We start from the raw sequence: 23,812 nt of genomic DNA on the forward strand, positions 1-23,812 counted from the left end.
GCTGAACTCCTTTCGCTTAGTTTCAGATCAATTATAATAAGTAATTATGATCAAAAGTTATTTCTAATGTTATTGGCCCCAGTTGTTTGGTTAAGTATTTTTTCAGTTCCTCTCGAATTTCAGAATCGCTTTGAGGACACTTAGGAGGTACCACTACATCAAATGATAATTGCTCTTTTTCAATACGAAAATCATGAACACGTAAATCCAATTGCAGTGCCGTTATTGCTGCCTTTACTAATTCCCACTTCTGCTGATACTCAGGACTTTTCACAGCTACCGGGTCCAGATGACAAACCAGTTCAACTTTCAGTTTTTCACGAAAGTCTTTTTCGATATTATTAATGATATTATGCGCATAATTTAAGCTCCATGTATCATCCACTTCAATATGAACTGTAGCAAATTGCTTTTTCGGACCATAACTGTGAACCAGTAAATCGTGATATCCCAAAATATCAGGGTATTCATTAAGACGTTCTTCCATTTTCAAAATTTCTTCTGTACTTGGGCGACTTCCCAATAACTCATCAATGAACTCTTTTACCATTTTTAAACCGCTGTAGAGTATATATAACGCTATAACAAGTCCCATCCAACCATCAACATGCAATCCAGTGAAAAGTTCAACAAAAGCTGAGATAAGAACTGCTGCAGTTGTCATAACATCATTTAGACTGTCCTGTGAAGAGGCCTTTAATGTTTCTGAGTCAATTGTAGCTGAAAGCTTTTGATACATTAAACTCTGCCAAATTTTAATACCAATCGATAATAACAAAATAATAAAAACTAAAGGTGAAAGTTTAATTTTACTAGGATCTATTATTTTCTCAACAGATGAAATTAAGAATTGACAACCAACAAAAGTAATAATAATGGATATCATAAAACCACTAATATATTCAAATCGCTCATGGCCATAAGGATGTTCTTTGTCAGCTGGTTTAGCAGCAATATGAAAGCCGACTAAAGTTAAAACAGAAGATGCAGTATCACTTAAACTGTTAATGGCATCTGCCATAATTGAGACACTTTGAGCAAAAAGTCCTATAAGAAATTTCATAACAAATAAAAGACTATTTGAAATAAGTCCCAAACTTCCCGCTAAAAAACCAAAGGCCGTTCGGGTTTTCTCTGAATCTTTTGTTTCGACTTTTTTCATAAAATAATTTAGCATTGCTGCAAACCCCTTCAACTAAACTTCTCTTTATTTTACCCTTTTTATCACTTTCAAACAAACTTAAGACTATTCGTGATCAATTATTTTCACCTTAAAAACAACACAAATAATAACCCGAACGTATCATGTATACTTCTCTAATAAGAGACTTTTTCTTCTAACCTGCTAAACAAGAAGAAAAAATACATTTATAGTTCGGGTCATTTTTTACTATAAAAAATTAGCGTCGTAAGAAGTTTGCTAATTTAGATTAAACTTGTTGTAAAAAATCTGCTACTTTTGCCAGTGCAGCGTTAATTCCTGCTGGATTTTTACCACCGGCTTGCGCCATGTCAGGACGACCGCCACCGCCACCTTCAACAAGTGGCGCAATGACTTTAATTAAATCGCCTGCTTTTAGTCCCCGTGCAATTGCTTGTGGACTCATTGCAACCAATAAATTCACTTTTTCACCCACAGCATTCGCTAATACTAAAACATCTGAGGTAGCTTTTTGTTTCCATTGGTCGGCTAGTTGTCGCAATTGATTCATATCTTTAACTTTTACTTCTGCTGCAATAAAAGAAATGCCATTTATTGTTTCGCTATTTTTGAAAATATCCCCAGCTTGTTGATTGGCTAATTTGCTTGCCAATTGTTCATTTTCTTTTTGTAAATCTTTTAATTGTTGTTGTAGTTGCACTGTTTTTGCAACAACTTCTTTTAATTGTGGTGATTTCACGATTGTGGCAATTTCTTTTAGTTGTGTTTCTTCACCATCAAGTAATTCGTAGGCTTCTTTACTTGTTACAGCCTCAATTCGGCGTACACCTGCTCCGATACCAGATTCAGAAACAATCTTAAAAATCCCAATATCTTCTGTATTAGCTACGTGCGTCCCTCCACAAAGCTCGATTGACCAGTCTGCAACATTCACAACACGAACATCATGACCGTATTTCTCACCAAATAACGCCATTGCTCCCATACCTTTTGCAGTATCAATATCCGTTTCAATCGTAACAACTGGTAAAGCTTCCCATATTTTTTGATTAACAATTGCTTCCATTTGGCTTAATTCTTCTGTCGTTACTTGACCAAAGTGGGTAAAATCAAACCGCAAGTGACCTGGTGCCACTAATGAACCTGCCTGATTTGCATGATTGCCCAATACTTCTTTTAATGCTTTGTGTAACAAATGGGTTGCAGTATGATTTTTAATAATACGATTCCGACGAGCAACGTTAATTTGTAAGAAATAGGAAGTTCCTTCTGTCACGGGGGCTTGCAGTGTTACAGTGTGTAAAAATTGTCCATTTGGTGCTTTTTTTACATCGTGTACTTCTGCTACAATATTTCCCTCAGTATCACAAACAATACCTGTATCCGCAACTTGCCCACCCATTTCGGCGTAAAATGGAGTTTGAGCAAAAATTAATTGTGCTTCTCCGGTATTTGCGCTACTAACAATTGCCTCATCTTGAATTAAAACCAGCAATTCACTTTCTGCTTCATAATTATCGTAACCAACAAATTTACTATCTACTTTAATTTCAGTTAACAACGCAGATTGAACTCCCATGGACGTATCCGTATTTCTTGCAGCACGCGCACGTTCTCTTTGGGCTTGCATCTCTGCTTCAAAACCTGCGTGATCAACCTTCAATCCTTCGTCTTCTGCAACTTCTTCGGTTAATTCTACCGGGAAACCATACGTATCATACAATTTGAAAATATCCTGTCCACTTAAGGTATCTTTTTTCCCTACCTTCACTTTTTCAATAACTTGTGTCAGAATTTCCAAACCTTCGTTAATTGTTTCATGGAAGCGTTCTTCTTCAGTCCGGATTACTTTTTCAATAAATTCTTGTTGTTCCAAAATTTCCGGGTAATAGCTAGCCATAATTTTGCCAACAACTGGCACTAATTTATACAAGAAAGCTTCGTCTATGCCTAATTTCTTACCATGCATAACTGCCCGACGTAACAAGCGGCGCAAGACATAGCCACGGCCTTCATTAGAAGGTAATGCCCCGTCACCGATAGCAAAAGCCAAAGCACGAATATGATCAGCAATTACTTTAAATGAGATATCTGTCTGCGGCGCATCGCTATATTGGAATTTACCACTTAAAGTTTCCACTTCTTTAATAATCGGCATAAATAAATCTGTTTCAAAGTTAGTTGGGGCATTTTGAACGATGGAAACCATACGTTCTAATCCCATTCCTGTATCAATATTTTTATGCGGTAATGGTTCGTACGTATCATCAGGTTTATGGTTAAACTCAGAAAATACTAAATTCCAAATTTCAAGATAACGCTCGTTCTCTCCACCAGGGTAGTTTTCAGGGTCATCAGCTGCTAAATCGTTAAACTCTTCGCCTCGATCGTAAAAAATTTCAGTATCCGGGCCACTTGGACCAGCACCAATATCCCAAAAATTATCTTCAATTTCAACAATATGATCAAGTGGTAGACCAACTTCTTCATGCCAAATCCTTTTTGCTTCTGTATCTTTAGGATAAACTGTTACATATAACTTTTCAGGGTCAAAAGCCATCCATTTTTCATTAGTCAAAAATTCCCAAGCCCAATGAATTGCTTCCTTTTTAAAATAATCCCCAATTGAAAAATTCCCTAACATTTCAAACATTGTATGATGACGAGCAGTTTTACCTACATTTTCAATATCGTTAGTTCGAATTGATTTTTGCGCATTTGTAATACGCGGATTTTCAGGAACAACAGAGCCATCAAAATATTTTTTTAAAGTGGCTACCCCAGAGTTAATCCATAAAAGAGTAGGGTCATTTACTGGTACTAAAGATGCACTCGGTTCAACACTGTGTCCTTTTGACTTGAAAAAGTCTAGAAACATTTGGCGGACCTGGCCGCTAGTTAATTCTTTCATCACTTCTCCTACTTTCCAAAAAAATAAGACACCACTGCAAGACAAGGACGAAAACCGCGGTACCACCTTGTTTGCAATGATGTCATTCATTACCTCTTAAACTCTATAACGCAGAGTTGCGTCAGTATTGCTACTGAGTTATAAAAAGGGAGCAACTACAAACAGGTTTGTGCTTTTTTCTCAGCAATTAAAAGCTTTCTGTAACAAAGAAACTGTTAGGTCATATCCTTTTTCCTTACAAAGTATAGGGGACAAACTTATACTTGTCAACGATTTATTCTAATTCAATTAAAATTGCTTTACGATATAAAAAGTCTTGTGGCATTAATTGTTCTTCTTCCTTTATTCGACGATTAGCACGATAATATGTCGCCTCTGGCAATAGTCCTAAAAGAGGAATTGCACTTTTTTGACTGTGATCCATTTTCAACACGGTATTGGTGATTAATTCGTAACGATTAGCTCCCCCGTTGATAACTACACCAAACATATTAGCGCCTTGTTTTAAAGTTTTCACTTGTCTTCCCCAATAACTTTCGTCCACATCAGCATTATTTCCCCAACGAAAAAGCTTGCGTGTCCCCGCGCCGACCATAAATTCCCATTGATCTTCATTTAATAAATCGAAGCCTTCATTTTGCAATGTGTGGATTAAACTTTTCTGCGTGCATTCAAAATGTTCAAATACGTAGTAGCTATCTGTACCATCAGCTAGCTCTAAATAAAAAGAATTTGGTGATAAAACATGGTAAGGCAAGGAATAACTTAGACTTTCTGCAAATGTTTTAGGTGCCATAAAATGTTCTTTTACTTCTGACTCGAAAAGACTAAATTTTTCCATATCTCCTGTAAATTCACCTGTAACGGTATCTAACATCCCTAAATAACGTGTTCCTACTGGTAATGCATGTTTTTGTACAAGCATTGGTGGAATATCGGTTTTTCTTAATGGTGAAGTATGTAAATTAACATATAAATCCCAACTATCTAAATCATTCAAATGATATTCTTTCATAATTTGTTCGTCATTTTCATTTAAAGCTGTTTTGTCTGAAATAGCCCAGGCATTCGTTGGTAAACCCTGTATGCCTAAATCCCAGCCTAAAATAGCTTCACTCTGACCTGGGACAAAAACAAAAATTTCGCCGTCAATTTCCAATTCAAAAGTCCGACATTTTACACCATCTAATTGATAAGTCAATAATTCAAGATTGGTGATTTCTTTTAATGGACTAACAAAATACATCAAGACTTGTTGGAAGGCTTGAATTTTTGCTTCGTCTGTTAAATTTTTCCAATTATTCCAGCGTAACATTTCAAACAAATTCATCGAAATTCCCCTTTAAACTATGACTTTTCATGTTATTCTTTTATTGACTTGCTAAAATTCAGTATATCATGATTGGAGAAGATTATGGACAAAATTTCCTTCGGGTGTCAAAGTGTTTTACAGACAACAGCACTTTATCTCCGCTATTGTGTTTTTGTTTTAGAACAAAAAATTAAACCAGAGTTAGAATTTGATAGTTTAGATGATACGAAAAGAAAGTATTTTGTCCTTTTTATCGCTGACAATCCTATAGCCACTATTCGCTATCAAGCATTAGATGAGAAAACCATCCAACCCGATCGCTTTTGTGTTTTAAAAGCTTATCGCAAACGCGGTTACGGACGAAAATTATTAACGGTCTATGAAGCACAAGCAAAAAAAGATGGCCATTCTTTTTCTCAGCTGACAGCAGAAATTGAAGCGGTCGCCTTCTATCAAAAATTAGGTTATCAAATTATCAGCGAGGTTTTTATCGAAGATGGTCTTCTCTGTCAGAAAATGGCTAAGAAATTATAGCTTTTGTACAATAAAAATCGTTCTTTCCTCCCATTATAAAAAGTGAAGCTTCAAAAGGACCAATGTTCTTCCCTTTTGCAAAAAGACAGAATCTTTTACAAGTTTCCTGGCATAAACAAAGATTTTTAGTGGATTGGAATGTATATGTCTATTTCACTTTCAGGATGATCATAGCCTAAAAAGCGCGTATCATATATTTCAAAATCTTCCCGATAATCTAGCTTGTGATTAGTTGTTAAAAACCAAGTGCCCCAAATGTAATCAAATGTTTTGGGTAACATTTTTAACGACCCACGGTGTGTAAAAACAGCATAGCGTCCTGCTGGTAAAATTTTTCGGGTAAACGTTGTTGCTAATCCGTTAAAAGAATGCACCTCAATTCCTGCCACTTCTGTAAAAAGGACATCTGCATTCATGGTATAAAGTGTGTTTTCTTGGCAGGCTTCGCAAATACCAAAACCTCTGGCATTATTTACTTGGTGGGGGATTTGGCTAAAGCGAGGACTTGCGTGATCCCAAAGCTCTTTTAACTTATTATCCTTTAGAGTCGTTTGACCACGGATACCGGCAACTTTTATTTCTGACAACGTAACAATTTGTGGGTGAACAGTAACATTTGCGGCAAGATGATCCAACAATCCCTCATCTAAACGGGCTTTAGCTCCGATAAAAATATCCAAACGATTTTTACGATACAACTGTGGGCTAACCTGATATAGTTGTTTGAATGCGCGACTAAATGCTTCAGCAGATTCAAAACCAGCCTCTAACCCAATGGTGATAACCTTTTCTTGCGTATTAAGTAGTTGTTTAGCAGCTCTAGCCAAGCGTCGCTTTTTAATATAACTACCAACACTCTCGCCTATAACTGCTGTAAATTGTCGATTTAAATGATAATAGGAATAACCAGCTATTTGTGCTACTTGGTCAACTGTCATATTTTCAGACAAGTGATTCTCGATATAAGTAATAGCTTTCTCCAAAGCTTTTCGATAATTCATATTCGTTGGCTCCTTTAATTATTTACCCATTCAAAAGTTCCTTTAGGGGCTTTTTCATTATGGTAAAAGATTTGGCGTTGGTCTGTAGTAAAAGACTTTTCAAACGAATACTTCTGCCAACCGTTGCTCACTTCGCCTCCCCACAAAATTTCAACTTCTCTTTTTGTCGGTGATAAAATCATACTTTTTGTCGTTCCAAAATACTCCTGAAAAAAGTGACAGCATAAACCAGCAGGATAATTTGCCACTAACATTTCTTTTAGCATAGCACAACTCACTTTGTTTTCATTTTTTAATTTTTTTGCGATATATTCATAACGTTTGGCAGAATGCACTGTTATTTCTGGTTCGATTTGTCGTAAGCTTGCAAAGAGTGGATGATTTGTCGCAAAAAGCACTTGATTAAAAGATTCTGCATCGATTACTTGTGACTGTGTTCTACCATCCAAAGTTTCATATAAAGCGGCTTTACCTGACTTATCTACGAGCATTAGATTAATATTATATGCGATAGGCATTTCAGCTAAAAAAGTTAATGCCTCGTCAACATTCCGGCAGTTTTCTAATAAAGTGCGAATAACTGCCCAAAACTGTAACCCTTTGAATTTTGGTTTTCGCATATAATTTAGTGCGCCTACTGGAAATCCAGATGAACTCATACTTACGGCCAATCCTTGTTCATTTAACCCTTCGTCTCGGCCAAAATGTAAAACGCTAGTTCCAATATGAGCATAACGTCCCTTCACCGCTGTTTTCATTATACAAAAATCTTCTGATTTTGCGCTAAATTCATAATTACGCGCTAATAAAGGGATATTGTCTGCACTACGATTAGGTAAAATGACGATCTGACTACAACGAGGAATCAAGTACGTCATACTATAAAAAAATATCTCGTGTGCAGTGACATTTAATGCATCAGCAAAACCCGTTAGTTCTGCTGTTAAACCAGGACACCACTGATCAAACAACCGGATTGCAGAAATAAGTTCTTTTGGAGAAAAATTTGTCTTTTTTTGTTTATGCAAAGCTAATAATGCAGGTTGTTTCAATACTTCTTGTCCCAATTGATACCCAATTTCATAATTTGTACCAGTTAAACTCATCGCATAAGTTGTCACGACTTCTTTCATAAAAACCGTCACTCCTTTTTCGCATTATAAGAAACCTTTCTTTTAGTGTAACAAGAAAGGAAAACACCAGCATGATAATTTCTGCTATTTTTAACAAAAAACCTTATTGTAAAATTTTTTTCAAACTATAGACTATAAAACTAGCAAAAAAGCCATCGTGCAGCGCACCATGACTTCTTTTAGATTTATTGACTTGATTTTTTCTTGTGTTTTCGTGCTGTACGTAACTGTTGCCGCTTTTCGACTTTACGCTTTTGCTTTTTATCTTTATCAACTGCCCATTGAATTTTTTTCTTATAACCTGGTTTAATTTTTTTCTTTTTCTTTTTCACTAAACCAATCAATGTCGGATCTAACTCATCTTTTTTTATTTGTTCACGTTTTTTCCGTCGATTACGATCATAGCCATCTACAATCTCACCATTTTTAATTTGTTTTGGTTTAAAACTTACACCAATATTTTCAATTGCTGCTACTTTTTCTTCATCTTGCGGACCATATAGAGTAATCGCTGTCCCTGCTAGATTATTACGCCCCGTCCGGCCAACACGATGAATAAAAAATTCTAAATCGTTTGGAATTTCTGCATTAATGACGTGCGATACACCCTCAATATCAATTCCTCTTGCTGCCAAATCCGTTGCGACCACATATTGGAAGTCCATATTTTGAATGCTACGCATAATACGCTTGCGTTCACGAGGTGTGATATCCCCATGAACTTTGGCAACTTTTAATCCTTGTTCTTTTAAATACTCACTAATTTCATCAACCCGTTGCTTCGTATTAGCAAAAACCAAAGCCATATAAGGATGTCCAATCGTCAACAATTGAAAAATTAAGCGATTCTTGTCTTTTCCCTTAGTGGCAATTAACCAATTATCAATAGAATCAGCTATAACTGCTTTGGGTTGGATTTCCTCAATAACCGGATTTTCTAAGTATTTTTTTAAAAAAGGGCGTAATTTTTCTGGAATCGTGGCTGAAAAAACTAAAATTTGAACCTTTTCTGGCAAACGACTCGCGATTTGATCGACTTCTTGCAAAAAACCCATGTCTAATGTCATATCTGCTTCATCAACTACAAATGCAAAAGCCTTATGAATAAACAAAGCCTGTTCATTAATCATATCTAATAAACGCCCTGGGGTTCCAATCACGACATGAGGTTGTTGATGTTTCAATTTATCAATTTGCCGTTGTTTGTCGGTTCCACCGACAAAGTTGCTTACCCGAATAACAGGATTAGAAAAACCTGCGATTTGTTTGGCAGCAGTATAAATTTGGTTTGCTAGCTCTCGGCTGGGTGCTGTAATGACAACTTGAGCCGTTTCATTTGTTGCATCAATGGCATCAAACAAAGGCAATAGAAAAGTATGTGTTTTGCCTGTACCGGTTTGCGATTGACCGACAACACTTCGTTTTTGTTGGATGACAGGAATTAGCCGTTCTTGAACTTCTGTTGGTTTTTCAAACTTTTTATCTTTAAGAGCTTCATATATAAAGGGCTTAAATTGAAAATCCGTAAATTGCATATTTCCACCTTCTTTTCATAATGTTCTTAGGGATTATAGCACAAATGGTTCACGACGTCAGATTTCTTTTGGTAAAATTGTGCTAATCACATAAGTTCCACTTCTTTTTTCATAAAACAATTGTCTTTTCTTACGAATTACAGACCAAATCACGTTAATAACAAACAAACCTTGAATAATAGCTGCTCCAATCGTAATTATAGAAGCTATTCCGACTAAAAAGTGGTTGTTACTTTTCACTAACGGGGCAAACATCGTCCCAATTTGGCCGATACCACCATAGATTAAATACAACAAACCATAACGTTTTATTAAGGCCTTAAGTGTAATATGTTGATGATTATTTTCAACAACACGTATTCTGACAACTTTTTTCCCTAGTGTCTGGCCATTTAAGCCATAATTCATAAGAATGAAATAAACAAAAATAGTACCAAAATACCAAGAAGGAGTATCACTAAAATCAATAGTATAATCGTGTGTAATTAACCGCAAACTGACTGTAATTACAAAAGTAAAGAAATAAATGAAAAACCAATCTAAAAAAAATGCAACAAAGCGACGAAAAAGAGTAACATCTCGGCCTTTTTCATAGGCTGTCTCCGCTAACTCTTCTCTTGAAGGCAATAATAAAGTAAACAATGGTTCAACCAAATACCCAAGGGTTCCCCCTAATGTATTATGTAAAAGATCATTTACATCAGCCAACCGGTAATTTCGCGGGTAAATAAAATAAAGTCCTGTCAGTTGGGTAACTTCAAAGAATAAAGATAGTAAAAAACTAGCCAACATAGTTTTCTTTAAAGAAAAACCGAAGAAATAGCGTAAGTATATCCCAAAAGGTAATAGTAAAAACACATTAAACACGGGCTCTAAAAAGACACCTTGTTTCATAGCAGCCAGATACGTGCTAGGGTCATTAACTTTTAAAACAGTTTGATTTAAAAAATTATATAAAGAAGCTCCTAAACGCAGTTCATAGTGCGGACTGGTATAATGAGCAACTTCATTAATCGGTGGTAGTGGTAAAATTACCAAAAAATAAGCGCATAACAAATAAAAGACAAAAGAATACATAATCAAAGCTCGACTAAAAATAAATCGTCCGAATTTGCGATACTCATAAATAAAGAAAAATGATGAAATAAACAAGGCTAAAAAGGGAAAGATCAAAAGAGCCGTTTTGAGAGGTACAATATAGGCAGACATAAAAATTCCTTTCTTTTTCTAGATAAATTTTAAAATATTTCCCAAAAAAATCACTTTAGCGTATGATCATTATAGGAGGTGCAACTATGTTAAATGGATATTTTGCATTGGGAGTTCCTATTGGATTAATGGTTTTATATGGTGTTATCTTGTTCTTACGCAAAAAAAGTAAAATTCCATATTTGGGATTTGTTTTGTTTATAATCGCAGGTTTTATGGTGGCGTTTAGTTACCAAGTATTGCAATACGCCTTTAAAGAACAAGATAATTTACTAGAAGCTAGTGAAAGCTTAGTATTAAGCTATCCATTTTGGTTACTATACATCCCCTTAGGAGTTGGGGTTATTTTAGTTATAATTAATATTTTCCGTGCTTATAAGCGTATTAAGTCATAACAGTAACGTTGTTTTACTGGCAATAAAAAACCCAAACTGCTGCGCTAATTACACCTAAATACAATAATTTAGCCCCGCTTGTTTGGGTCTTTTGGGTACATATAAATCTAATCTTCAATAAACTCAGATTCATCGTTATCTTCAAGATATTGACTACGCTCTTCTTCATCTAATTGACTAACCAAATACTCAAAATCTGCTTGAGATAACACCACAACATCTACGTCATTTTGTTCGTCAATTAACTCTGCTGCAGAATAGTCATCTCCTAAATTTTGTAACAATTTAATGAAGTTTTCATCTTTAAACGTTAGATACTCCGTCTTTTTCATTTTTATCCTCTCCTAGTAAAATTCGTAAAACCGAATACTGACGGTATTTTTTTTAGCCAAATGAGTTAGTGTGTGTAGATCTAGTTTTACATAATCCTCTGCCACTAACTGATAAAGATTATCTTCTAAAGCTTCTTCGATATAAGGTAGCACTTCATCTTCATCCCCATGTACCTCTGCTTTAGTTTTAATAATCTGTTGAAATAAACGAGGGTCTAAGAGTAAGAAGTATTCTTTATCATACTTATAGACTGCAACATGGTAAGCTTTATTGGGCAATTGCGCTTTAATTACAAAAAAGCATTCACTATTAACAGCCAATGTATTTAAAAGCTCTGCTGGTTCCATAGCTTGTTGATAGAACATCTCCATCCCTCCTTAATTCGATTATAGGAGATATTCCGACTAAAATAAAATAAAAAGTGTTGTGGTGGAAAACAGATCGTTGCTTTTAATTCATTTTTCGTCTTTAAACGCGCATTACCGAGGATTAAAAAGGTAAAGCCAGTTTCTTTTAAAAGAAATTGGCTTTTTCCGGCTCCCACTCTTGGTAAAACTCAGTTAAAAAAGTTTCCATAAATTTCTGTCGCCTTAATGCTTCTTCATAAGCTGTTTTAGTATTCATTTTTTTCGGTAATAAAAACAACTTTTCGTAAAAATGATTAATCACTGTGCTGCCTTTTCGGTACTCGGTTTTATCTGTAAAAACAACTGGTTTTATTGCCGGATCATACAAAGGATGTTGATGACTGCCGCCAAAATAAGCTGTTCGTAAAATTCCCATTGCACCAAGCGCTTCAAGACGATCAGCATCTTGAACGATTTTACCGGCAGTAGATAATGTCACTTTTTCTTCCAGTTCTTTTGAAAAGGACATGTGTGTGATAATAAAAATAATTTCTGCTTGCTGTTTTGCGCTTATTTCGATTTCTGCTAAAAACATTTGCAACTGTGCCAAAGCTTCTGCCACATCTGGTACAACTTTATCGTCAATTGTATCGTGTAAATAAGCTGAGGCAAGAAGGGTAATTTCATCTACCTGAGCCTTTTCTTTTTTTGCAATCTGGTGGGCTAGTGTCGCTACCCGCTGTGCATGATCAAACCCATGCCCGGTTAAATCCTCTTGGAGTTTAGTCTTAGCATACGCTATAATTCGAGTTATCTTGTCCATATTTTCTCCTTCATACACCAATATGCAAATTCGAATTTTCACAATTTATAAAAAGCGTTTACACTGACAAAAGAGTGGTCTCTTGTTTCAGGATAATTTCAATCTTTTACCTTCAATGCCACAATGGTAATTGATGCAAACAAATTCTAGCCACTTCCCCAAATAATGCCAGGCAGGCTGCCTGGCATTATTTATTTGCCTAGTTGTATGTTTAATAAAAGATTAGATCATTTATAATTTTTACGCTTTAATTTGATAAACATTTTGATAAAGTTCGGATAAATAATTAAGCAAATATTGTGGATTCAAAGTTTCACCTGTTGCTGCTTTGATTAACTCGTTAGGTGTCTTGCTTCTTCCAAACTGATGAATATGTTCTGTTAACCAATTTTTAATAGGCGCATAATCACCTTTGATTAACAAGTTATCAATAGCCAATTCTTTTTCCATGGCGTGTAATAATTGCGCCGCATACATATATCCCAAAGCGTATGAAGGAAAATAGCCAAACATTCCACCAGACCAATGAACATCTTGTAAAACACCTACTAAGTCGTTATCTGGTCTGATCCCTAGATATTCTTCATATTTGTCATTCCAGGCTTTTGGTAGCTCAGCTACTGTCAAATCACCGTTAAAGAGCGCCTTTTCTAATTCATAACGAATAATGATGTGGAGCGGATAAGTTAAACTATCCGCTTCTATTCGGATTAGACTTGCTGCCGTGGCCTTTAATGAACGATAAAATGCTTCAAAATCAATATCATCAAAAGTCCCCTCAGCAGCCGCTTGAAAAATCGGGTATTGTTTTTGCCAAAAACTACGTTTACTGCCTAAAATAATTTCGTAAAACAGTGACTGAGATTCGTGAATCCCCATCGATGGCGCATCATAAACCGGCGTCATATTGTATTTTCCTGCCATATTTTGTTCATAAATACCATGTCCAGCTTCGTGAATGACACCAAAAATCCCCATGGTGAAATCTTGTTCGTTCCAGCGTGTCGTAATTCGGACATCATTATGGGCAAGTCGCGTTGCAAAAGGGTGAACGGTATCATCAAGACGCCCTCGATTAAAGTCAAAGCCAAGTTGTGCTACCAAGTTTTTGACAAAATCTTTTTGTTGCGCTGTGGTCATGGTTCTATTTTTAAAGCTGGTATCTGGGGTGATACCTTTTTGCGCAATTAATTGGCGTATCTTTACTAGCCCATCTCTAAGTTCACTAAAGACCTCATCTAAAACAGCCGAAGTCATTCCTGGTTCAAATAAGTTTAACAAAACATCGTAATCCGTTGCTTCATCTTTTTTATAATAGGGAATTAATTCTTTTGTAATACGAATATTTTCTTCCAAAGCTGGTTTGAAATCTGCAAAATTTTTAGATTGTCTAGCTTTTACCCAAGCTGTATGAGCTTCGCTATATAGACGACTGCGTTCCACCATCAACTCTTTGGGAATGGCATGTAACTGGTCATAGTCTTTTTTTGTTACTGTAAAAATAGTTTTACCAACTTCTGAAAGCTCGTCATTGTGGGCGCTGAAATAGTCTAGCGCTTCTTTTAATTTTGGCCCTGTTTGCTTTTCAAAAGCTAGTCCGCTTAGATAGCCACTAGCTTCGCCACGCTCGGTTGCGGCTTCTTCTGGCATGCCAGTTTGACTATCCCAGTCTAACAAGGCTAAGGTTTGATTTAATAAAGTAATTTCTGCTAATTCCGCTAAGAATTCTTTTTCTTTCATTCTACTTCCTCCTTGACTCTTGGTGGTCGCGTCCCCCAGTATTGGAATAAGTCTGTGCGCAGAGCACCGTTATATAATTTGCGTTTTTTTGTTGCTTTAGCACCATAAAATGATTCAAATTGTAAATCACTCGTCAAAATATATTTACTCCAAGTTTTTAATGGACGTAATACCGTCCCCATTTCTTTGTATAGTCTTTGTACTGTTTCTGTCTCACCTAGTCGTTCGCCATAAGGTGGGTTCGCTACAATAACCCCATATTCTTTATCCGTGGTAAAATCTTTTACGGCTTGTTGTTTGAACGTAATTGAATCTCCCAAACCGATTTCTTCAGCATTTGCTTTAGCTATTTCAATCATCTTGCCGTTAATATCATAGCCGCTAATATCTAATTTTATATCATAATCCGCTGCATTATCAGCATCCGTACGAACTTTTTCAAAAATAGTTGCATCTACCCAATCCCATGTTTCACACAAGAATTCACGATTAAAGCCAGGAGCAATATTGTGACCAATCAATGCCGCTTCAATACAAATTGTACCAGAGCCACAAACAGGATCAACAAAAGGACGATCTTTGCGCCAATTGGTTAGCATTACCAACGCTGCTGCCAAATTTTCTTTTAACGGTGCACCACCTTTTTCCAAACGATAGCCCCGCTTAAATAAACTTGGTCCTGTTGTATCCAAGGTCACCATCACATGGTCTTTTAAAAGTGCGACTTCTACAGGAAAAAGCGCACCTGTTTCAGCTAACGGTACGTGTGCAGGCCGATGATAATATAAACGCAAGCGATCAACAATTGCTTTTTTTGTAATTGCTTGACAATCAGGCACGCTGTAAAGTTTTGATTTAATCGACTTTCCACTAACGGGAAATTCCGCATCCAGTGGTAATAAATCTTCCCAAGGCAGGGCTTTAACTTTTTCAAATAACTCATCAAAAGTATAAGCATCAAATTCACCTACGACGATTTTAATTCGGTCTGCCGTTCTCAGCCACAAATTTGCAGTTGCAATCGTTGTTAAATCACCTTTAAAACGCGCACGGCCATTTTCGACTTGACATTCAATTCCTAAATCTCGTAATTCTTTTCCTACTAACGCTTCTAAACCACTGGCACAGGTCGCTACTAAATTAAATGTTTGTTCTTTCATAAATTCTCCTTTATCCGCAAGCATAAATGTTCTTAAATGTATTGAAACACGACTATCTCTTGAATGCAAATGATTGCAAAGAAAAAAAGCTGAACCCACTGTCCAGCTTTTAATTTAGTCTCAAAATAAGCCCTGAATCCTGTGATTTTCTATAAGCCATGTTCTGTCCGTAATTTTTTCAGGGTCAAAAATTACGGGGTAACCATCTATCTGCACCATGAAGATGCCTTCTTGTATTCGTTTAATTCCGTCAAAGAAGTGCCCCTACCATTGTTTGGGTTGCTCGCTCGAGGGGTTTACCGCGTTCCACCGCCAAAGTTTCCTTTGACGCTTCGTCACTGTGGCACTTTCAAGGATACTTATCCATAGCTTGCGCCTTAGGAATTTTTCCTGCCGTTACTAAAATAGTACCCTGGCTTATGATTTCGCCAGGCACGAACACTACAAGCATCTCAGCTTGTGCGAGCATGGACTTTCCTCAGCCTATTACTAGGCCGCGATTACCCGAAAATCACAGATTTCATTAAATTTTTTAAAAACGACGTGTCCGTTCGTTATCATCACTATTTTCATCATTTGTATAATTACCGTTTAACGATTGAGAGACACGTGTTGCTACTTCTGTTCTATCTGCTGTAGTATCTTGATCCAATTTTTTACCAAAAACTTCTTTTTCTAAGTTAGAAAGACGCTTTAAAATATCAAAATTTGTCACGGTTTGACTTTTCGGCGCTTCTGTTTGCACGCGACTTGGTGCAGGTGCTGGGTTTGCTGCTTGCTGGCTCAATTTAGCTTGTAAGCGATCATTTTCTTCTTGTAATGCTAAAATTTCTTTGTTATATGCTTCATAGTCTTTGATGACGTTATCTAAAAATTCATCGACCTCAACAGGATCATAACCACGCATTTTCGTTTTGAATTCTTGTTGCAAAATGTCTTTTGGACTATAGTTTAAATTCGCCATTAATTCATACACCTCATTTATTTTTAGAAACTCTCTTAAAACATTCTATCAAAAATAAGATAGAAAGCAACCAAAATCATTCGTAGAAGGTATTTTGTAAATCATCCATAGTAATTAGTTGAATAAGATATTCGGTATTTTCTGCAATTTTCTGGGCATCATCAAGTAAATATTTCGGTTTTCCTGGAAATTCCGGATCGAAAACAGCTAGAACTCCATCTGTGTGCTGCAATAAAAATTTTGTATGATTTTGTAATTGTTGTGGGCTGTGATATGGTTTGTGACTAACTGCTTCTACGTAGTCAGCTTCTTGTCTTAAAAAGACTAACTTTTCTTGATTCCCTTCATTCCACTGCTTTCCAAACTCTTCAAAAGGAAAGATAACTCCTAGATGTAAATTTGGATATATTACTTTCAACTCACTCATTAACTCTGCTCCCCACATTTCAACACCAAGATTTCCACTAACGATTACCCACTCTAATCCTGCATCAAGATAAGGCACCAAATTGTTTTTTATGGCTTTCTTAATAATTGAAATTTTAGGGTCTTTATCTTGAAAGACGCCTAATTCATAACTACGATAACCTGTTAATAATAATGTTTTTATAGTTTCCATAACGATACCTTTTCTTTCCTTTTGGCTTTTTGGTATAATACACCGGTAGGAGTGTGACGAATATGGTTTTAAAGTACCCCAACGGTCAAATTTATCAAGCTGCGCTACCTGCTAAGCATAAACAAACAAAATCTAAAACTCAAGAACCAGTTAGTTTTAGTAATCGCGGTATGCGTTTTGAAGAGGCAATCAATGAAAGTAACCTTTACTATTTAACGCACAACCAAGCAGTGGTTCATAAAAAGCCCACTCCCATTCAAATCGTGAATGTGGATTATCCAAAACGTAGTGCAGCGGTTATTAAAGAAGCTTATTTCAAAGAAGCATCTACCACAGATTATAATGGCGTTTATCGCGGGTTTTATTTGGATTTTGAGGCGAAAGAAACAAAAAATAAAACATCTTTTCCTTTTAAAAACTTCCATGACCATCAAATTCGGCATATGGAAGCTTGTTTAGCGCAAGGAGGTATTTGTTTTGTTTTGCTTTGGTTTTCCTCATTACATCGTTGTTTTTTTCTAGATAGTAAAAACTTGATTTCATTGTGGACACAACAAAAAAATGGCAAAAAATCGATTTCTTTGACTGTGATTGAAAAAATTGGAATCGAAATTACACCTAAAATAGCCCCACGGATACCGTATCTTGAGGCAGTAGAAAAATTTGTTTTAAAGGAGTCAAATAAAAATGGGAAATGACACACCATCACGGGCGTCTCGCCACAGTGGCAATAACGCGCCACAAAAGAAACCAAAAAAGGTGAAAAAGAAGACAAAGAATTCTATTGGATCAGTTATTTTAAAATGTCTAATTGGCTTTTTCATCATTGGGTGTATCGGCCTACTTTCAGGAATGGGTCTTTTTTGGTTTTACGCTAAAGATGCTCCTAAAATTGAAGACAACAAGTTAGACGCTTCTGTTTCTTCAGTTATATACGCAAGTAATAACGATATTATTGCTGACTTAGGTTCAGAAAATCGCAAAAAAATTTCCGCTCAAGACGTTCCACAACTATTAGAAGATGCTGTAGTTTCTGTTGAAGACCGTCGTTTTTACAAACATATTGGCGTTGACCCGATTCGTATTGTCGGCTCTGCTTTGTCTAACGTAACAAAAGGTGGTCTACAAGGTGGGAGTACACTTACACAACAGTTAATTAAACTTTCTTACTTTTCAACGAAAAAATCCGATCAGACCTTAAAGCGAAAAGCACAAGAAGCTTGGTTAGCTTTGCAATTAGAGCAAGAAAAATCCAAACAAGAAATTTTGACCTACTATATCAATAAAGTCTATATGGCCAATGGTTTGTATGGTATGGAAACCGCTGCAGATACTTATTATGGCAAAGACTTAAAAGATCTTGATTTAGCTCAAACAGCACTTCTAGCTGGCATGCCGCAAGCGCCAAACGCATATGATCCTTATCAGCATCCTGAAGCAGCAAAAGAACGTCGGGACACCGTTCTTTACACGATGAAGGAAAATAATAAAATCACTGATAATGAGTATCAAGCAGCTATAAAAAAACCTATTAAAGATGGACTGAAGGATCTGGAAAAATCAAGTGAAAATTTACAGTTAGTAGATAATTATGTCAAAGAAGTTATTGAAGAAGTTAAGAACACGACGGGCAAGGATGTTTATACAGATGGCCTTGAAATTCATACTAATTTAGATTTAAATGCTCAAAAACGATTATATGAAATCGTGAATACAGACAAATACGTCAATTATCCAGATGAGAAATTGCAAGTTGCTACCACAATGGTCGACGTTAATACAGGCAAAGTTTTAGCTCAAATTGGTGCCCGCAATGTTCCGGATAATGTTGTTTTTGGGAATAATCAAGCTGTCAGCACGGCTCGAGATTTTGGTTCTACGGTCAAACCAATCACCGATTATGGTCCTGCTTTTGAGAATTTGAATTTATCAACAGCTAAACGCATTGATGATGCACCGTACAAGTATGACGGTACAAATATTAGTGTTAACAATTGGGACAAACAATATATGGGGAATATTTCACTACGAACAGCACTTTACGAATCACGGAACGTTCCAGCTGTCAAATTATTCAACGATGTCGGCAAAGAGAATGTTACGAAGTTTTTAAATGGTTTAGGTATACAATATAAAGACTTGGTGCAATCGAACGCTATTTCAAGTAATACTGCTCAAGATGGAACAAAATACGGTGTTTCCTCTCTTAAAATGGCAGCTGCATATGCAGCTTTTGCTAATGGCGGCACATATTATAAACCACAATATGTGAATAAAATTGTTTACCAAGATGGCTCCTCTGATGAATTTAAGCCGGAAGGAAAAAAAGCGATGGCTGTTGGTACAGCGTATATGATTACAGACATTTTGAAAGATGTGATTACACAAGGTACCGGTACGAACGCTATGATTGATGGCTTAATTCAAGCCGGTAAAACTGGAACTTCTAACTATTCTGATGAAGATTTAGAAAAAATCGGAATGACAGACGGTATTTCTCCAGATGTCACTTTTGTAGGTTACAATCGGCAGTATGCCATTTCTGTTTGGACAGGTTATGAAAAACACCTGACACCAATCACATCTGAATCAAATATGATCGCCTCAGATGTTTATCGTGAATTGATGCAGTATGTCGCACAAAATGGTGAAAATAATGATTGGAAAATTCCAGATGATTTAATTCGGGTGGGCAATGAATTGTATTGGCGCGATAAATATGAACAATCGCTTGAAACTCAGCCTTCGTATTCTCAAAGCCAAACCATTCCAAGTTCAAAAGCAACTTCTGAAACGCAATCAGAATCAAGCTCAAGCACAGAAGAGTCTACTGCTGCGACTGAACCAGAACAAAGTAGTAGTGTTGCACCTACACCAGATCCATCAACGCCACCAGAAAGTAGTACAACACCACCAGAATCATCATCGACACCAGACAGCAGTACAACACCACCTTCTACTAGTTCTGCAGGTGGCGGTAACTAGTTAATAGTAAATTTTAGCTAGAAAAAGACTGTGGTCGTAACGATTATTTGTTACGGCCACAGTCTTTTAATTTTTCATTTTCATTCGCTCTTTACCCTCTTGACAAATAGTTAACAAAGGACATACTTCACATTTAGGATTACGAGCTAGACAGTGATAACGACCAAAAAAAATCATGCGATGGTGATCTTTAATCCATTCATCCTGCGGCAACTTTCTCATTAACGTTTTTTCAACCTCTCCAACGGTTGCATTCAATTTGCAAATTCGCAAACGCTTGGAGACTCGTTCAACGTGTGTATCAACAGCAATAGTCGGTACACCATATGCTTCTGCTAATACTACATTTGCCGTTTTTCTACCAACCCCAGGTAAAGATTCTAAAATTTTGCGATCATTCGGTACAATGCCGCCATATTTTGTGGCAATAATATTCGCACAAGCTTTTATATTTTTTGCTTTGGTACGATATAAACCAATTGTTCTAATTTTAGCAATAATATCATCTAAGGATGCTGCTGCCAAAGTATCAGCTGTACCAAATGATGCAAATAATGCCGGTGTTGCCTTATTAACAGAAACATCTGTGGCTTGAGCGCTTAAAATAACAGCAATTAACAACTGAAATGGTGTATTATAAATCAATTCACCATGCGCATCAGGGAACATTTCGCCCATAACCTTTAAAGCATACCGCGTTTTTTCCACATTTAGCATGGATCATTCTCCTTTCAGCCAATTTTGTAAGGAATAAGGTGAAAGTTCTTTATTACTATTCGGCTTTGCTTTTTGCTTCTGATAGCGGGTTTTATCACTGGCCACATCTTGAGCAGACTGAATATTTTTGCTGCGCCAACTTGATAAAATACTTTCAATATACTGTAAGCTACGTGCGTTATTTAATACAGCTTCTTTTAAAGCTAATATAATAATTTCAGGACTATAATTGTCTTCTTCCAACCACTGAGCAATTCGTTCATATTCAAATGATGACAAAGGGCGCCCAAATTCCTGTTGAAAATGCAAAAACATTTGTGAAATTTCTTGTTGTTGTCCTTGTTGCTTATTGTCTTTTTTTTTCTGAGCTAGTAATTGCGCAATTTTTTCAAAAATCGGTGTAAATAGATAATGGTCTTGTTGCTTATTGTCTACTACTACCGTTTCAATTTTAATGACCTGCTTTAAAACCAACTGGTTCAGAAGTTCAAAAATTTGCTGTTGCGCCACGCCCATCTCGGTTGCGATTTGGCTTAAATCAGGAAAATGATCTCCTTGTTCATGGTGACGGTATAGTTGCAACCAAAAAACTAGTTCTTCACTGCTTAAGCCTAATTCGTGATAGTAATCTAAAATCAAATTAGAAATAACTGTTTGTCCAGCAGCAAAATAATCGTCTAAAGCTAACATTGTATCCCTCATTTCTTTTTACTAGTATAGCGTAATTTTTATTTTACTGCGAAAAAAAAGCCAATCTCAACCTAGCAGGCTGGACTGACTTTAGCTGATAAAAGTCGGTTCAAAGTACTACTTCACAACTGCCACAATTTCAATTTCGACCATGGCATCTTTTGGTAAAGCTGCCACTTGTACTGCTGAACGGGCAGGGAAAGAACCATTAAAATATGAAGCATAGACCTCATTAAAAGCCGAAAAATCATTCATATCTTTTAAAAAACACGTTGTTTTAATGACATTCTCCAGTGTCAAATCGCAACTTTTCAATAAGCCTTGGATATTTTTGAATACTTGGGTTGTCTGCTCTGAAATTGTTGTCCCTACTATTTCTCCAGTACTTGGATCCAGCGGAATCTGACCTGAAGCAAATAAAAATCCATTTACAATCTTTCCTTGTACATATGGTCCAATGGCTTGGGGCGCTAAATTTGTCACGACATCTTTCATTTTGTGTTCTCCTTTTCTTGACAGTCTGGACATAATCCATATACTTCCAAACGATGATCATTAATTTTAAAACCGGTCAATTGACTCGCAGCAATCTCAACATCTTCTAATGATGGGTAAAAGAAATCAACTACTTTACCACAGTCTGTACAAATTGCATGGTAATGTGGTTTAGCGGCAAAATCAAAGCGACTAGAAGCATCACCATATTTCATTTCTTGAACAAATCCAATTTCAGTAAATAAGCGTAAATTATTATATACAGTAGCAACGCTCATACTAGGAAACGAAGGTGATAAAGCGTGATAAATTTCATCAGCAGTTGGATGGGATCTATGGCCAATTAAATATTCTAAAACGGCTTGTCGCTGTGGAGTCACTCGAATATTATCTTTTTTTAATTTTTCAATTGCTTCTGTAACAGTCAGACGTTCCTCCATTTAATCCCCTCCTCTTCTTTCTCATCTTATAGTGTAATAATACTATGTGCAGCGACAAAAGAAAAGACTCTGATTAAAATTCTAAATCAATATAGGTCAAATTTGAACAAAACTCAAAAACAAAGCAACAACAATATCTAATACTAATTTTTAGTAACAAAAAAACGCTTAAATACAAATGACCATAAGAAAAATTGGCTATTTAACCTAACTTTTCTTATGGTCGATACAATACTCAAGAGTTTTTTGTCAGCTTACTTTATTAAAAAATCATTCCTCATCAAACTGATAAAGAACAGTTGATAAATAGCGTTCGCCATTATCTGGTACAATTGCTAGAACTTTTTTACCTTTACCAAGTTTTTTTGCAACATCAACAGCAGCCTTAATGGCAGCTCCGGAGGAAATCCCTACCAGAATACCTTCTTTTGTTCCCATTTTACGAGCTGTGGCAATCGCATCATCACTTGATACTGCTACTGCTTCATCATATACCTTTGTATCTAACGTATCTGGAACAAATCCAGTACCAATTCCTTGAATTTTATGAGGACCTGGTTTTCCGCCTTCTAGAACCGCTGATTCGGCTGGTTCTACCCCATAAATTTTAATTTCTGGATAGATACGGCGCAATTCATGTCCCGCTCCAGTAATCGTTCCACCTGTACCTATACCTGCTACAAAAGCATCTAATCCACCGACACCAAACGCATCAACAATTTCTTTCCCTGTTGTTTTTTCATGAACTTCTGGATTAGCTGGATTTTCAAATTGCAAAGGTAAAAAGTAGCCATTTTCTTTTGCTTCTTTTTCTGCACGCTTAATGGAGCCTGTGATCCCTTCTGACCCAGGAGTCAAAATTAATTTTGCGCCATACGCTTGCATTAATTTGCGACGTTCAATGCTCATGGTGTCTGGCATAACTAAAATGACATTATAGCCTTTTGCAGCGCCAACCATCGCTAAGCCAATACCGGTATTTCCAGAAGTGGGTTCAATAATTGTTCCACCAGGTTTTAAATTTCCTTGTGCTTCGGCTTTTTCAATCATACTTTGGGCAATGCGGTCTTTTACGCTGCTACCAGGATTGAAAAATTCTAATTTTACATACAATTCAGCATCATCACTTGAAACTAAATGATTAAGTTTTACAATGGGAGTTTGACCAATTAAATCCAAAACAGATTGATAAATTTCACTCATGTTACTTCCTCCTTGTATTAGCTGAAAAAAACAGCTGTACTTATTTACATAATAACGAAATTATTACCTTTGTGCGAATATTTTGTCTTAAAAAAACTATTCTA

Annotated in this window: 23 protein-coding genes and 1 other RNA gene; 4 read left to right on the forward strand and 20 right to left on the reverse strand. The window is 36.3% G+C overall.

The window, feature by feature from the left end; all coding sequences use genetic code 11:
• Positions 1-31: 31 nt before the first annotated feature.
• The 3 genes from EsVE80_RS06550 to EsVE80_RS06560 all read right to left on the reverse strand — a co-directional run bounded on the left by EsVE80_RS06550 (position 32) and on the right by EsVE80_RS06560 (position 5,403).
• On the reverse strand, positions 32-1,177 hold the full coding sequence (locus EsVE80_RS06550; protein WP_173102997.1) for a cation diffusion facilitator family transporter: 1,146 nt from the start codon (positions 1,175-1,177) through the stop codon (positions 32-34).
• 253 nt (positions 1,178-1,430) lie between these two features.
• A complete protein-coding gene (gene alaS / locus EsVE80_RS06555; RefSeq protein WP_173102998.1) occupies positions 1,431-4,073 on the reverse strand; it encodes an alanine--tRNA ligase in 2,643 nt (880 codons plus the stop codon).
• 274 nt (positions 4,074-4,347) lie between these two features.
• On the reverse strand, positions 4,348-5,403 hold the full coding sequence (locus tag EsVE80_RS06560; protein WP_173102999.1) for a DUF7278 family profilin-like fold-containing protein: 1,056 nt from the start codon (positions 5,401-5,403) through the stop codon (positions 4,348-4,350).
• A gap of 84 nt (positions 5,404-5,487) precedes the next feature.
• On the opposite strand from EsVE80_RS06560, the gene EsVE80_RS06565 reads away from it, so the two are divergent.
• The gene (locus tag EsVE80_RS06565) at positions 5,488-5,919 is read left to right on the forward strand and encodes a GNAT family N-acetyltransferase (protein WP_173103000.1); all 432 of its coding nucleotides are present in this window, start codon (positions 5,488-5,490) and stop codon (positions 5,917-5,919) included.
• 125 nt (positions 5,920-6,044) lie between these two features.
• On the opposite strand, the gene EsVE80_RS06570 is transcribed toward EsVE80_RS06565, so the two are convergent.
• From EsVE80_RS06570 to EsVE80_RS06585, 4 genes are all read right to left on the reverse strand, one after another.
• Positions 6,045-6,920, reverse strand: a complete 876-nt coding sequence (locus EsVE80_RS06570) for an AraC family transcriptional regulator (protein ID WP_173103001.1) — start codon at positions 6,918-6,920, stop codon at positions 6,045-6,047.
• 14 nt (positions 6,921-6,934) lie between these two features.
• Positions 6,935-8,053, reverse strand: coding sequence for a C45 family autoproteolytic acyltransferase/hydolase (locus EsVE80_RS06575; protein ID WP_232061135.1), 1,119 nt, complete (start codon positions 8,051-8,053; stop codon positions 6,935-6,937).
• A gap of 185 nt (positions 8,054-8,238) precedes the next feature.
• Positions 8,239-9,588: a DEAD/DEAH box helicase gene (locus tag EsVE80_RS06580; RefSeq protein ID WP_173103002.1), complete on the reverse strand. Its 1,350-nt coding sequence runs from the start codon at positions 9,586-9,588 to the stop codon at positions 8,239-8,241.
• Between the two features lie 57 nt (positions 9,589-9,645).
• A complete protein-coding gene (locus tag EsVE80_RS06585; RefSeq protein WP_173103003.1) occupies positions 9,646-10,797 on the reverse strand; it encodes a VanZ family protein in 1,152 nt (383 codons plus the stop codon).
• Positions 10,798-10,883: 86 nt separating this feature from the next.
• Here EsVE80_RS06585 and EsVE80_RS06590 point away from each other — a divergent pair, with 86 nt between their 5' ends.
• Positions 10,884-11,192 carry a hypothetical protein gene (locus EsVE80_RS06590; RefSeq protein WP_173103004.1) on the forward strand — a complete coding sequence of 103 codons (309 nt, stop codon included), beginning with the start codon at positions 10,884-10,886 and terminating at the stop codon, positions 11,190-11,192.
• A 107-nt stretch (positions 11,193-11,299) separates the two neighbouring features.
• Here the strand turns inward: EsVE80_RS06590 and EsVE80_RS06595 are convergent, their stop codons facing one another.
• The 8 genes from EsVE80_RS06595 to EsVE80_RS06630 all read right to left on the reverse strand — a co-directional run bounded on the left by EsVE80_RS06595 (position 11,300) and on the right by EsVE80_RS06630 (position 17,178).
• Complete coding sequence (locus EsVE80_RS06595; RefSeq protein ID WP_173103005.1) at positions 11,300-11,524, reverse strand: hypothetical protein; 225 nt, start codon at positions 11,522-11,524, stop codon at positions 11,300-11,302.
• Positions 11,525-11,536: 12 nt separating this feature from the next.
• The gene (locus EsVE80_RS06600; RefSeq protein ID WP_232061137.1) at positions 11,537-11,890 is read right to left on the reverse strand and encodes a hypothetical protein; all 354 of its coding nucleotides are present in this window, start codon (positions 11,888-11,890) and stop codon (positions 11,537-11,539) included.
• Positions 11,891-12,038: 148 nt separating this feature from the next.
• Entirely contained in the window at positions 12,039-12,695 is a 657-nt protein-coding gene (locus EsVE80_RS06605; protein WP_173103006.1) for an HD domain-containing protein, read from the reverse strand.
• Between the two features lie 240 nt (positions 12,696-12,935).
• Positions 12,936-14,435, reverse strand: coding sequence for a carboxypeptidase M32 (locus EsVE80_RS06610; RefSeq protein ID WP_173103007.1), 1,500 nt, complete (start codon positions 14,433-14,435; stop codon positions 12,936-12,938).
• Complete coding sequence (locus EsVE80_RS06615; RefSeq protein WP_173103008.1) at positions 14,432-15,595, reverse strand: THUMP domain-containing class I SAM-dependent RNA methyltransferase; 1,164 nt, start codon at positions 15,593-15,595, stop codon at positions 14,432-14,434. The genes EsVE80_RS06610 and EsVE80_RS06615 overlap by 4 nt, the downstream gene beginning before the upstream one ends.
• A 147-nt stretch (positions 15,596-15,742) precedes the next feature.
• Positions 15,743-16,107: RNase P RNA component class B (rnpB, locus tag EsVE80_RS06620), an RNA gene on the reverse strand.
• Between the two features lie 20 nt (positions 16,108-16,127).
• Entirely contained in the window at positions 16,128-16,559 is a 432-nt protein-coding gene (gpsB, locus tag EsVE80_RS06625; protein WP_173103009.1) for a cell division regulator GpsB, read from the reverse strand.
• Between the two features lie 76 nt (positions 16,560-16,635).
• Complete coding sequence (locus EsVE80_RS06630; RefSeq protein ID WP_173103010.1) at positions 16,636-17,178, reverse strand: DUF1273 domain-containing protein; 543 nt, start codon at positions 17,176-17,178, stop codon at positions 16,636-16,638.
• A gap of 62 nt (positions 17,179-17,240) precedes the next feature.
• Here EsVE80_RS06630 and recU point away from each other — a divergent pair, with 62 nt between their 5' ends.
• Positions 17,241-17,876, forward strand: a complete 636-nt coding sequence (gene recU / locus EsVE80_RS06635; RefSeq protein WP_173103011.1) for a Holliday junction resolvase RecU — start codon at positions 17,241-17,243, stop codon at positions 17,874-17,876.
• Positions 17,866-20,163 carry a PBP1A family penicillin-binding protein gene (locus tag EsVE80_RS06640; protein ID WP_173103012.1) on the forward strand — a complete coding sequence of 766 codons (2,298 nt, stop codon included), beginning with the start codon at positions 17,866-17,868 and terminating at the stop codon, positions 20,161-20,163. The genes recU and EsVE80_RS06640 overlap by 11 nt, the downstream gene beginning before the upstream one ends.
• A gap of 66 nt (positions 20,164-20,229) precedes the next feature.
• On the opposite strand, the gene nth is transcribed toward EsVE80_RS06640, so the two are convergent.
• The 5 genes from nth to cysK form a co-directional block, all read right to left on the reverse strand.
• Positions 20,230-20,880 (reverse strand): endonuclease III, encoded by a 651-nt coding sequence (gene nth, locus EsVE80_RS06645; protein WP_173103013.1) that lies wholly within the window; start codon positions 20,878-20,880, stop codon positions 20,230-20,232.
• 3 nt (positions 20,881-20,883) lie between these two features.
• Positions 20,884-21,570 (reverse strand): DnaD domain-containing protein, encoded by a 687-nt coding sequence (locus EsVE80_RS06650; RefSeq protein WP_173103014.1) that lies wholly within the window; start codon positions 21,568-21,570, stop codon positions 20,884-20,886.
• Between the two features lie 117 nt (positions 21,571-21,687).
• Positions 21,688-22,065: a RidA family protein gene (locus EsVE80_RS06655; protein ID WP_173103015.1), complete on the reverse strand. Its 378-nt coding sequence runs from the start codon at positions 22,063-22,065 to the stop codon at positions 21,688-21,690.
• Positions 22,062-22,505, reverse strand: a complete 444-nt coding sequence (locus tag EsVE80_RS06660; RefSeq protein ID WP_173103016.1) for a Fur family transcriptional regulator — start codon at positions 22,503-22,505, stop codon at positions 22,062-22,064. Before EsVE80_RS06660 ends, EsVE80_RS06655 begins: the two co-directional genes overlap by 4 nt.
• A gap of 270 nt (positions 22,506-22,775) precedes the next feature.
• On the reverse strand, positions 22,776-23,708 hold the full coding sequence (cysK, locus tag EsVE80_RS06665; RefSeq protein ID WP_173103017.1) for a cysteine synthase A: 933 nt from the start codon (positions 23,706-23,708) through the stop codon (positions 22,776-22,778).
• Positions 23,709-23,812 lie beyond the last annotated feature (104 nt).

Origin of the sequence: Enterococcus saigonensis (genome assembly GCF_011397115.1) — a bacterium.
In the GTDB taxonomy this organism is placed as follows: domain Bacteria; phylum Bacillota; class Bacilli; order Lactobacillales; family Enterococcaceae; genus Enterococcus_C; species Enterococcus_C saigonensis.

What these genes read in the sequence shown, in the direction of transcription:
- EsVE80_RS06615 (WP_173103008.1), bottom strand. Translation starts at nt 15,595, where the DNA reads ATGAAAGAACAAACATTTAATTTAGTAGCGACCTGTGCCAGTGGTTTA.
- EsVE80_RS06560 (WP_173102999.1), bottom strand. Translation starts at nt 5,403, where the DNA reads ATGAATTTGTTTGAAATGTTACGCTGGAATAATTGGAAAAATTTAACA.
- EsVE80_RS06550 (WP_173102997.1), bottom strand. Translation starts at nt 1,177, where the DNA reads ATGCTAAATTATTTTATGAAAAAAGTCGAAACAAAAGATTCAGAGAAA.
- EsVE80_RS06600 (WP_232061137.1), bottom strand. Translation starts at nt 11,890, where the DNA reads ATGTTCTATCAACAAGCTATGGAACCAGCAGAGCTTTTAAATACATTG.
- EsVE80_RS06585 (WP_173103003.1), bottom strand. Translation starts at nt 10,797, where the DNA reads ATGTCTGCCTATATTGTACCTCTCAAAACGGCTCTTTTGATCTTTCCC.
- cysK (WP_173103017.1), bottom strand. Translation starts at nt 23,708, where the DNA reads ATGAGTGAAATTTATCAATCTGTTTTGGATTTAATTGGTCAAACTCCC.
- EsVE80_RS06580 (WP_173103002.1), bottom strand. Translation starts at nt 9,588, where the DNA reads ATGCAATTTACGGATTTTCAATTTAAGCCCTTTATATATGAAGCTCTT.
- EsVE80_RS06640 (WP_173103012.1), top strand. Translation starts at nt 17,866, where the DNA reads ATGGGAAATGACACACCATCACGGGCGTCTCGCCACAGTGGCAATAAC.
- nth (WP_173103013.1), bottom strand. Translation starts at nt 20,880, where the DNA reads ATGCTAAATGTGGAAAAAACGCGGTATGCTTTAAAGGTTATGGGCGAA.
- EsVE80_RS06575 (WP_232061135.1), bottom strand. Translation starts at nt 8,053, where the DNA reads ATGAAAGAAGTCGTGACAACTTATGCGATGAGTTTAACTGGTACAAAT.
- recU (WP_173103011.1), top strand. Translation starts at nt 17,241, where the DNA reads ATGGTTTTAAAGTACCCCAACGGTCAAATTTATCAAGCTGCGCTACCT.
- EsVE80_RS06610 (WP_173103007.1), bottom strand. Translation starts at nt 14,435, where the DNA reads ATGAAAGAAAAAGAATTCTTAGCGGAATTAGCAGAAATTACTTTATTA.
- EsVE80_RS06650 (WP_173103014.1), bottom strand. Translation starts at nt 21,570, where the DNA reads ATGTTAGCTTTAGACGATTATTTTGCTGCTGGACAAACAGTTATTTCT.
- EsVE80_RS06660 (WP_173103016.1), bottom strand. Translation starts at nt 22,505, where the DNA reads ATGGAGGAACGTCTGACTGTTACAGAAGCAATTGAAAAATTAAAAAAA.
- EsVE80_RS06605 (WP_173103006.1), bottom strand. Translation starts at nt 12,695, where the DNA reads ATGGACAAGATAACTCGAATTATAGCGTATGCTAAGACTAAACTCCAA.
- alaS (WP_173102998.1), bottom strand. Translation starts at nt 4,073, where the DNA reads ATGAAAGAATTAACTAGCGGCCAGGTCCGCCAAATGTTTCTAGACTTT.
- EsVE80_RS06590 (WP_173103004.1), top strand. Translation starts at nt 10,884, where the DNA reads ATGTTAAATGGATATTTTGCATTGGGAGTTCCTATTGGATTAATGGTT.
- gpsB (WP_173103009.1), bottom strand. Translation starts at nt 16,559, where the DNA reads ATGGCGAATTTAAACTATAGTCCAAAAGACATTTTGCAACAAGAATTC.
- EsVE80_RS06565 (WP_173103000.1), top strand. Translation starts at nt 5,488, where the DNA reads ATGGACAAAATTTCCTTCGGGTGTCAAAGTGTTTTACAGACAACAGCA.
- EsVE80_RS06595 (WP_173103005.1), bottom strand. Translation starts at nt 11,524, where the DNA reads ATGAAAAAGACGGAGTATCTAACGTTTAAAGATGAAAACTTCATTAAA.
- EsVE80_RS06630 (WP_173103010.1), bottom strand. Translation starts at nt 17,178, where the DNA reads ATGGAAACTATAAAAACATTATTATTAACAGGTTATCGTAGTTATGAA.
- EsVE80_RS06570 (WP_173103001.1), bottom strand. Translation starts at nt 6,920, where the DNA reads ATGAATTATCGAAAAGCTTTGGAGAAAGCTATTACTTATATCGAGAAT.
- EsVE80_RS06655 (WP_173103015.1), bottom strand. Translation starts at nt 22,065, where the DNA reads ATGAAAGATGTCGTGACAAATTTAGCGCCCCAAGCCATTGGACCATAT.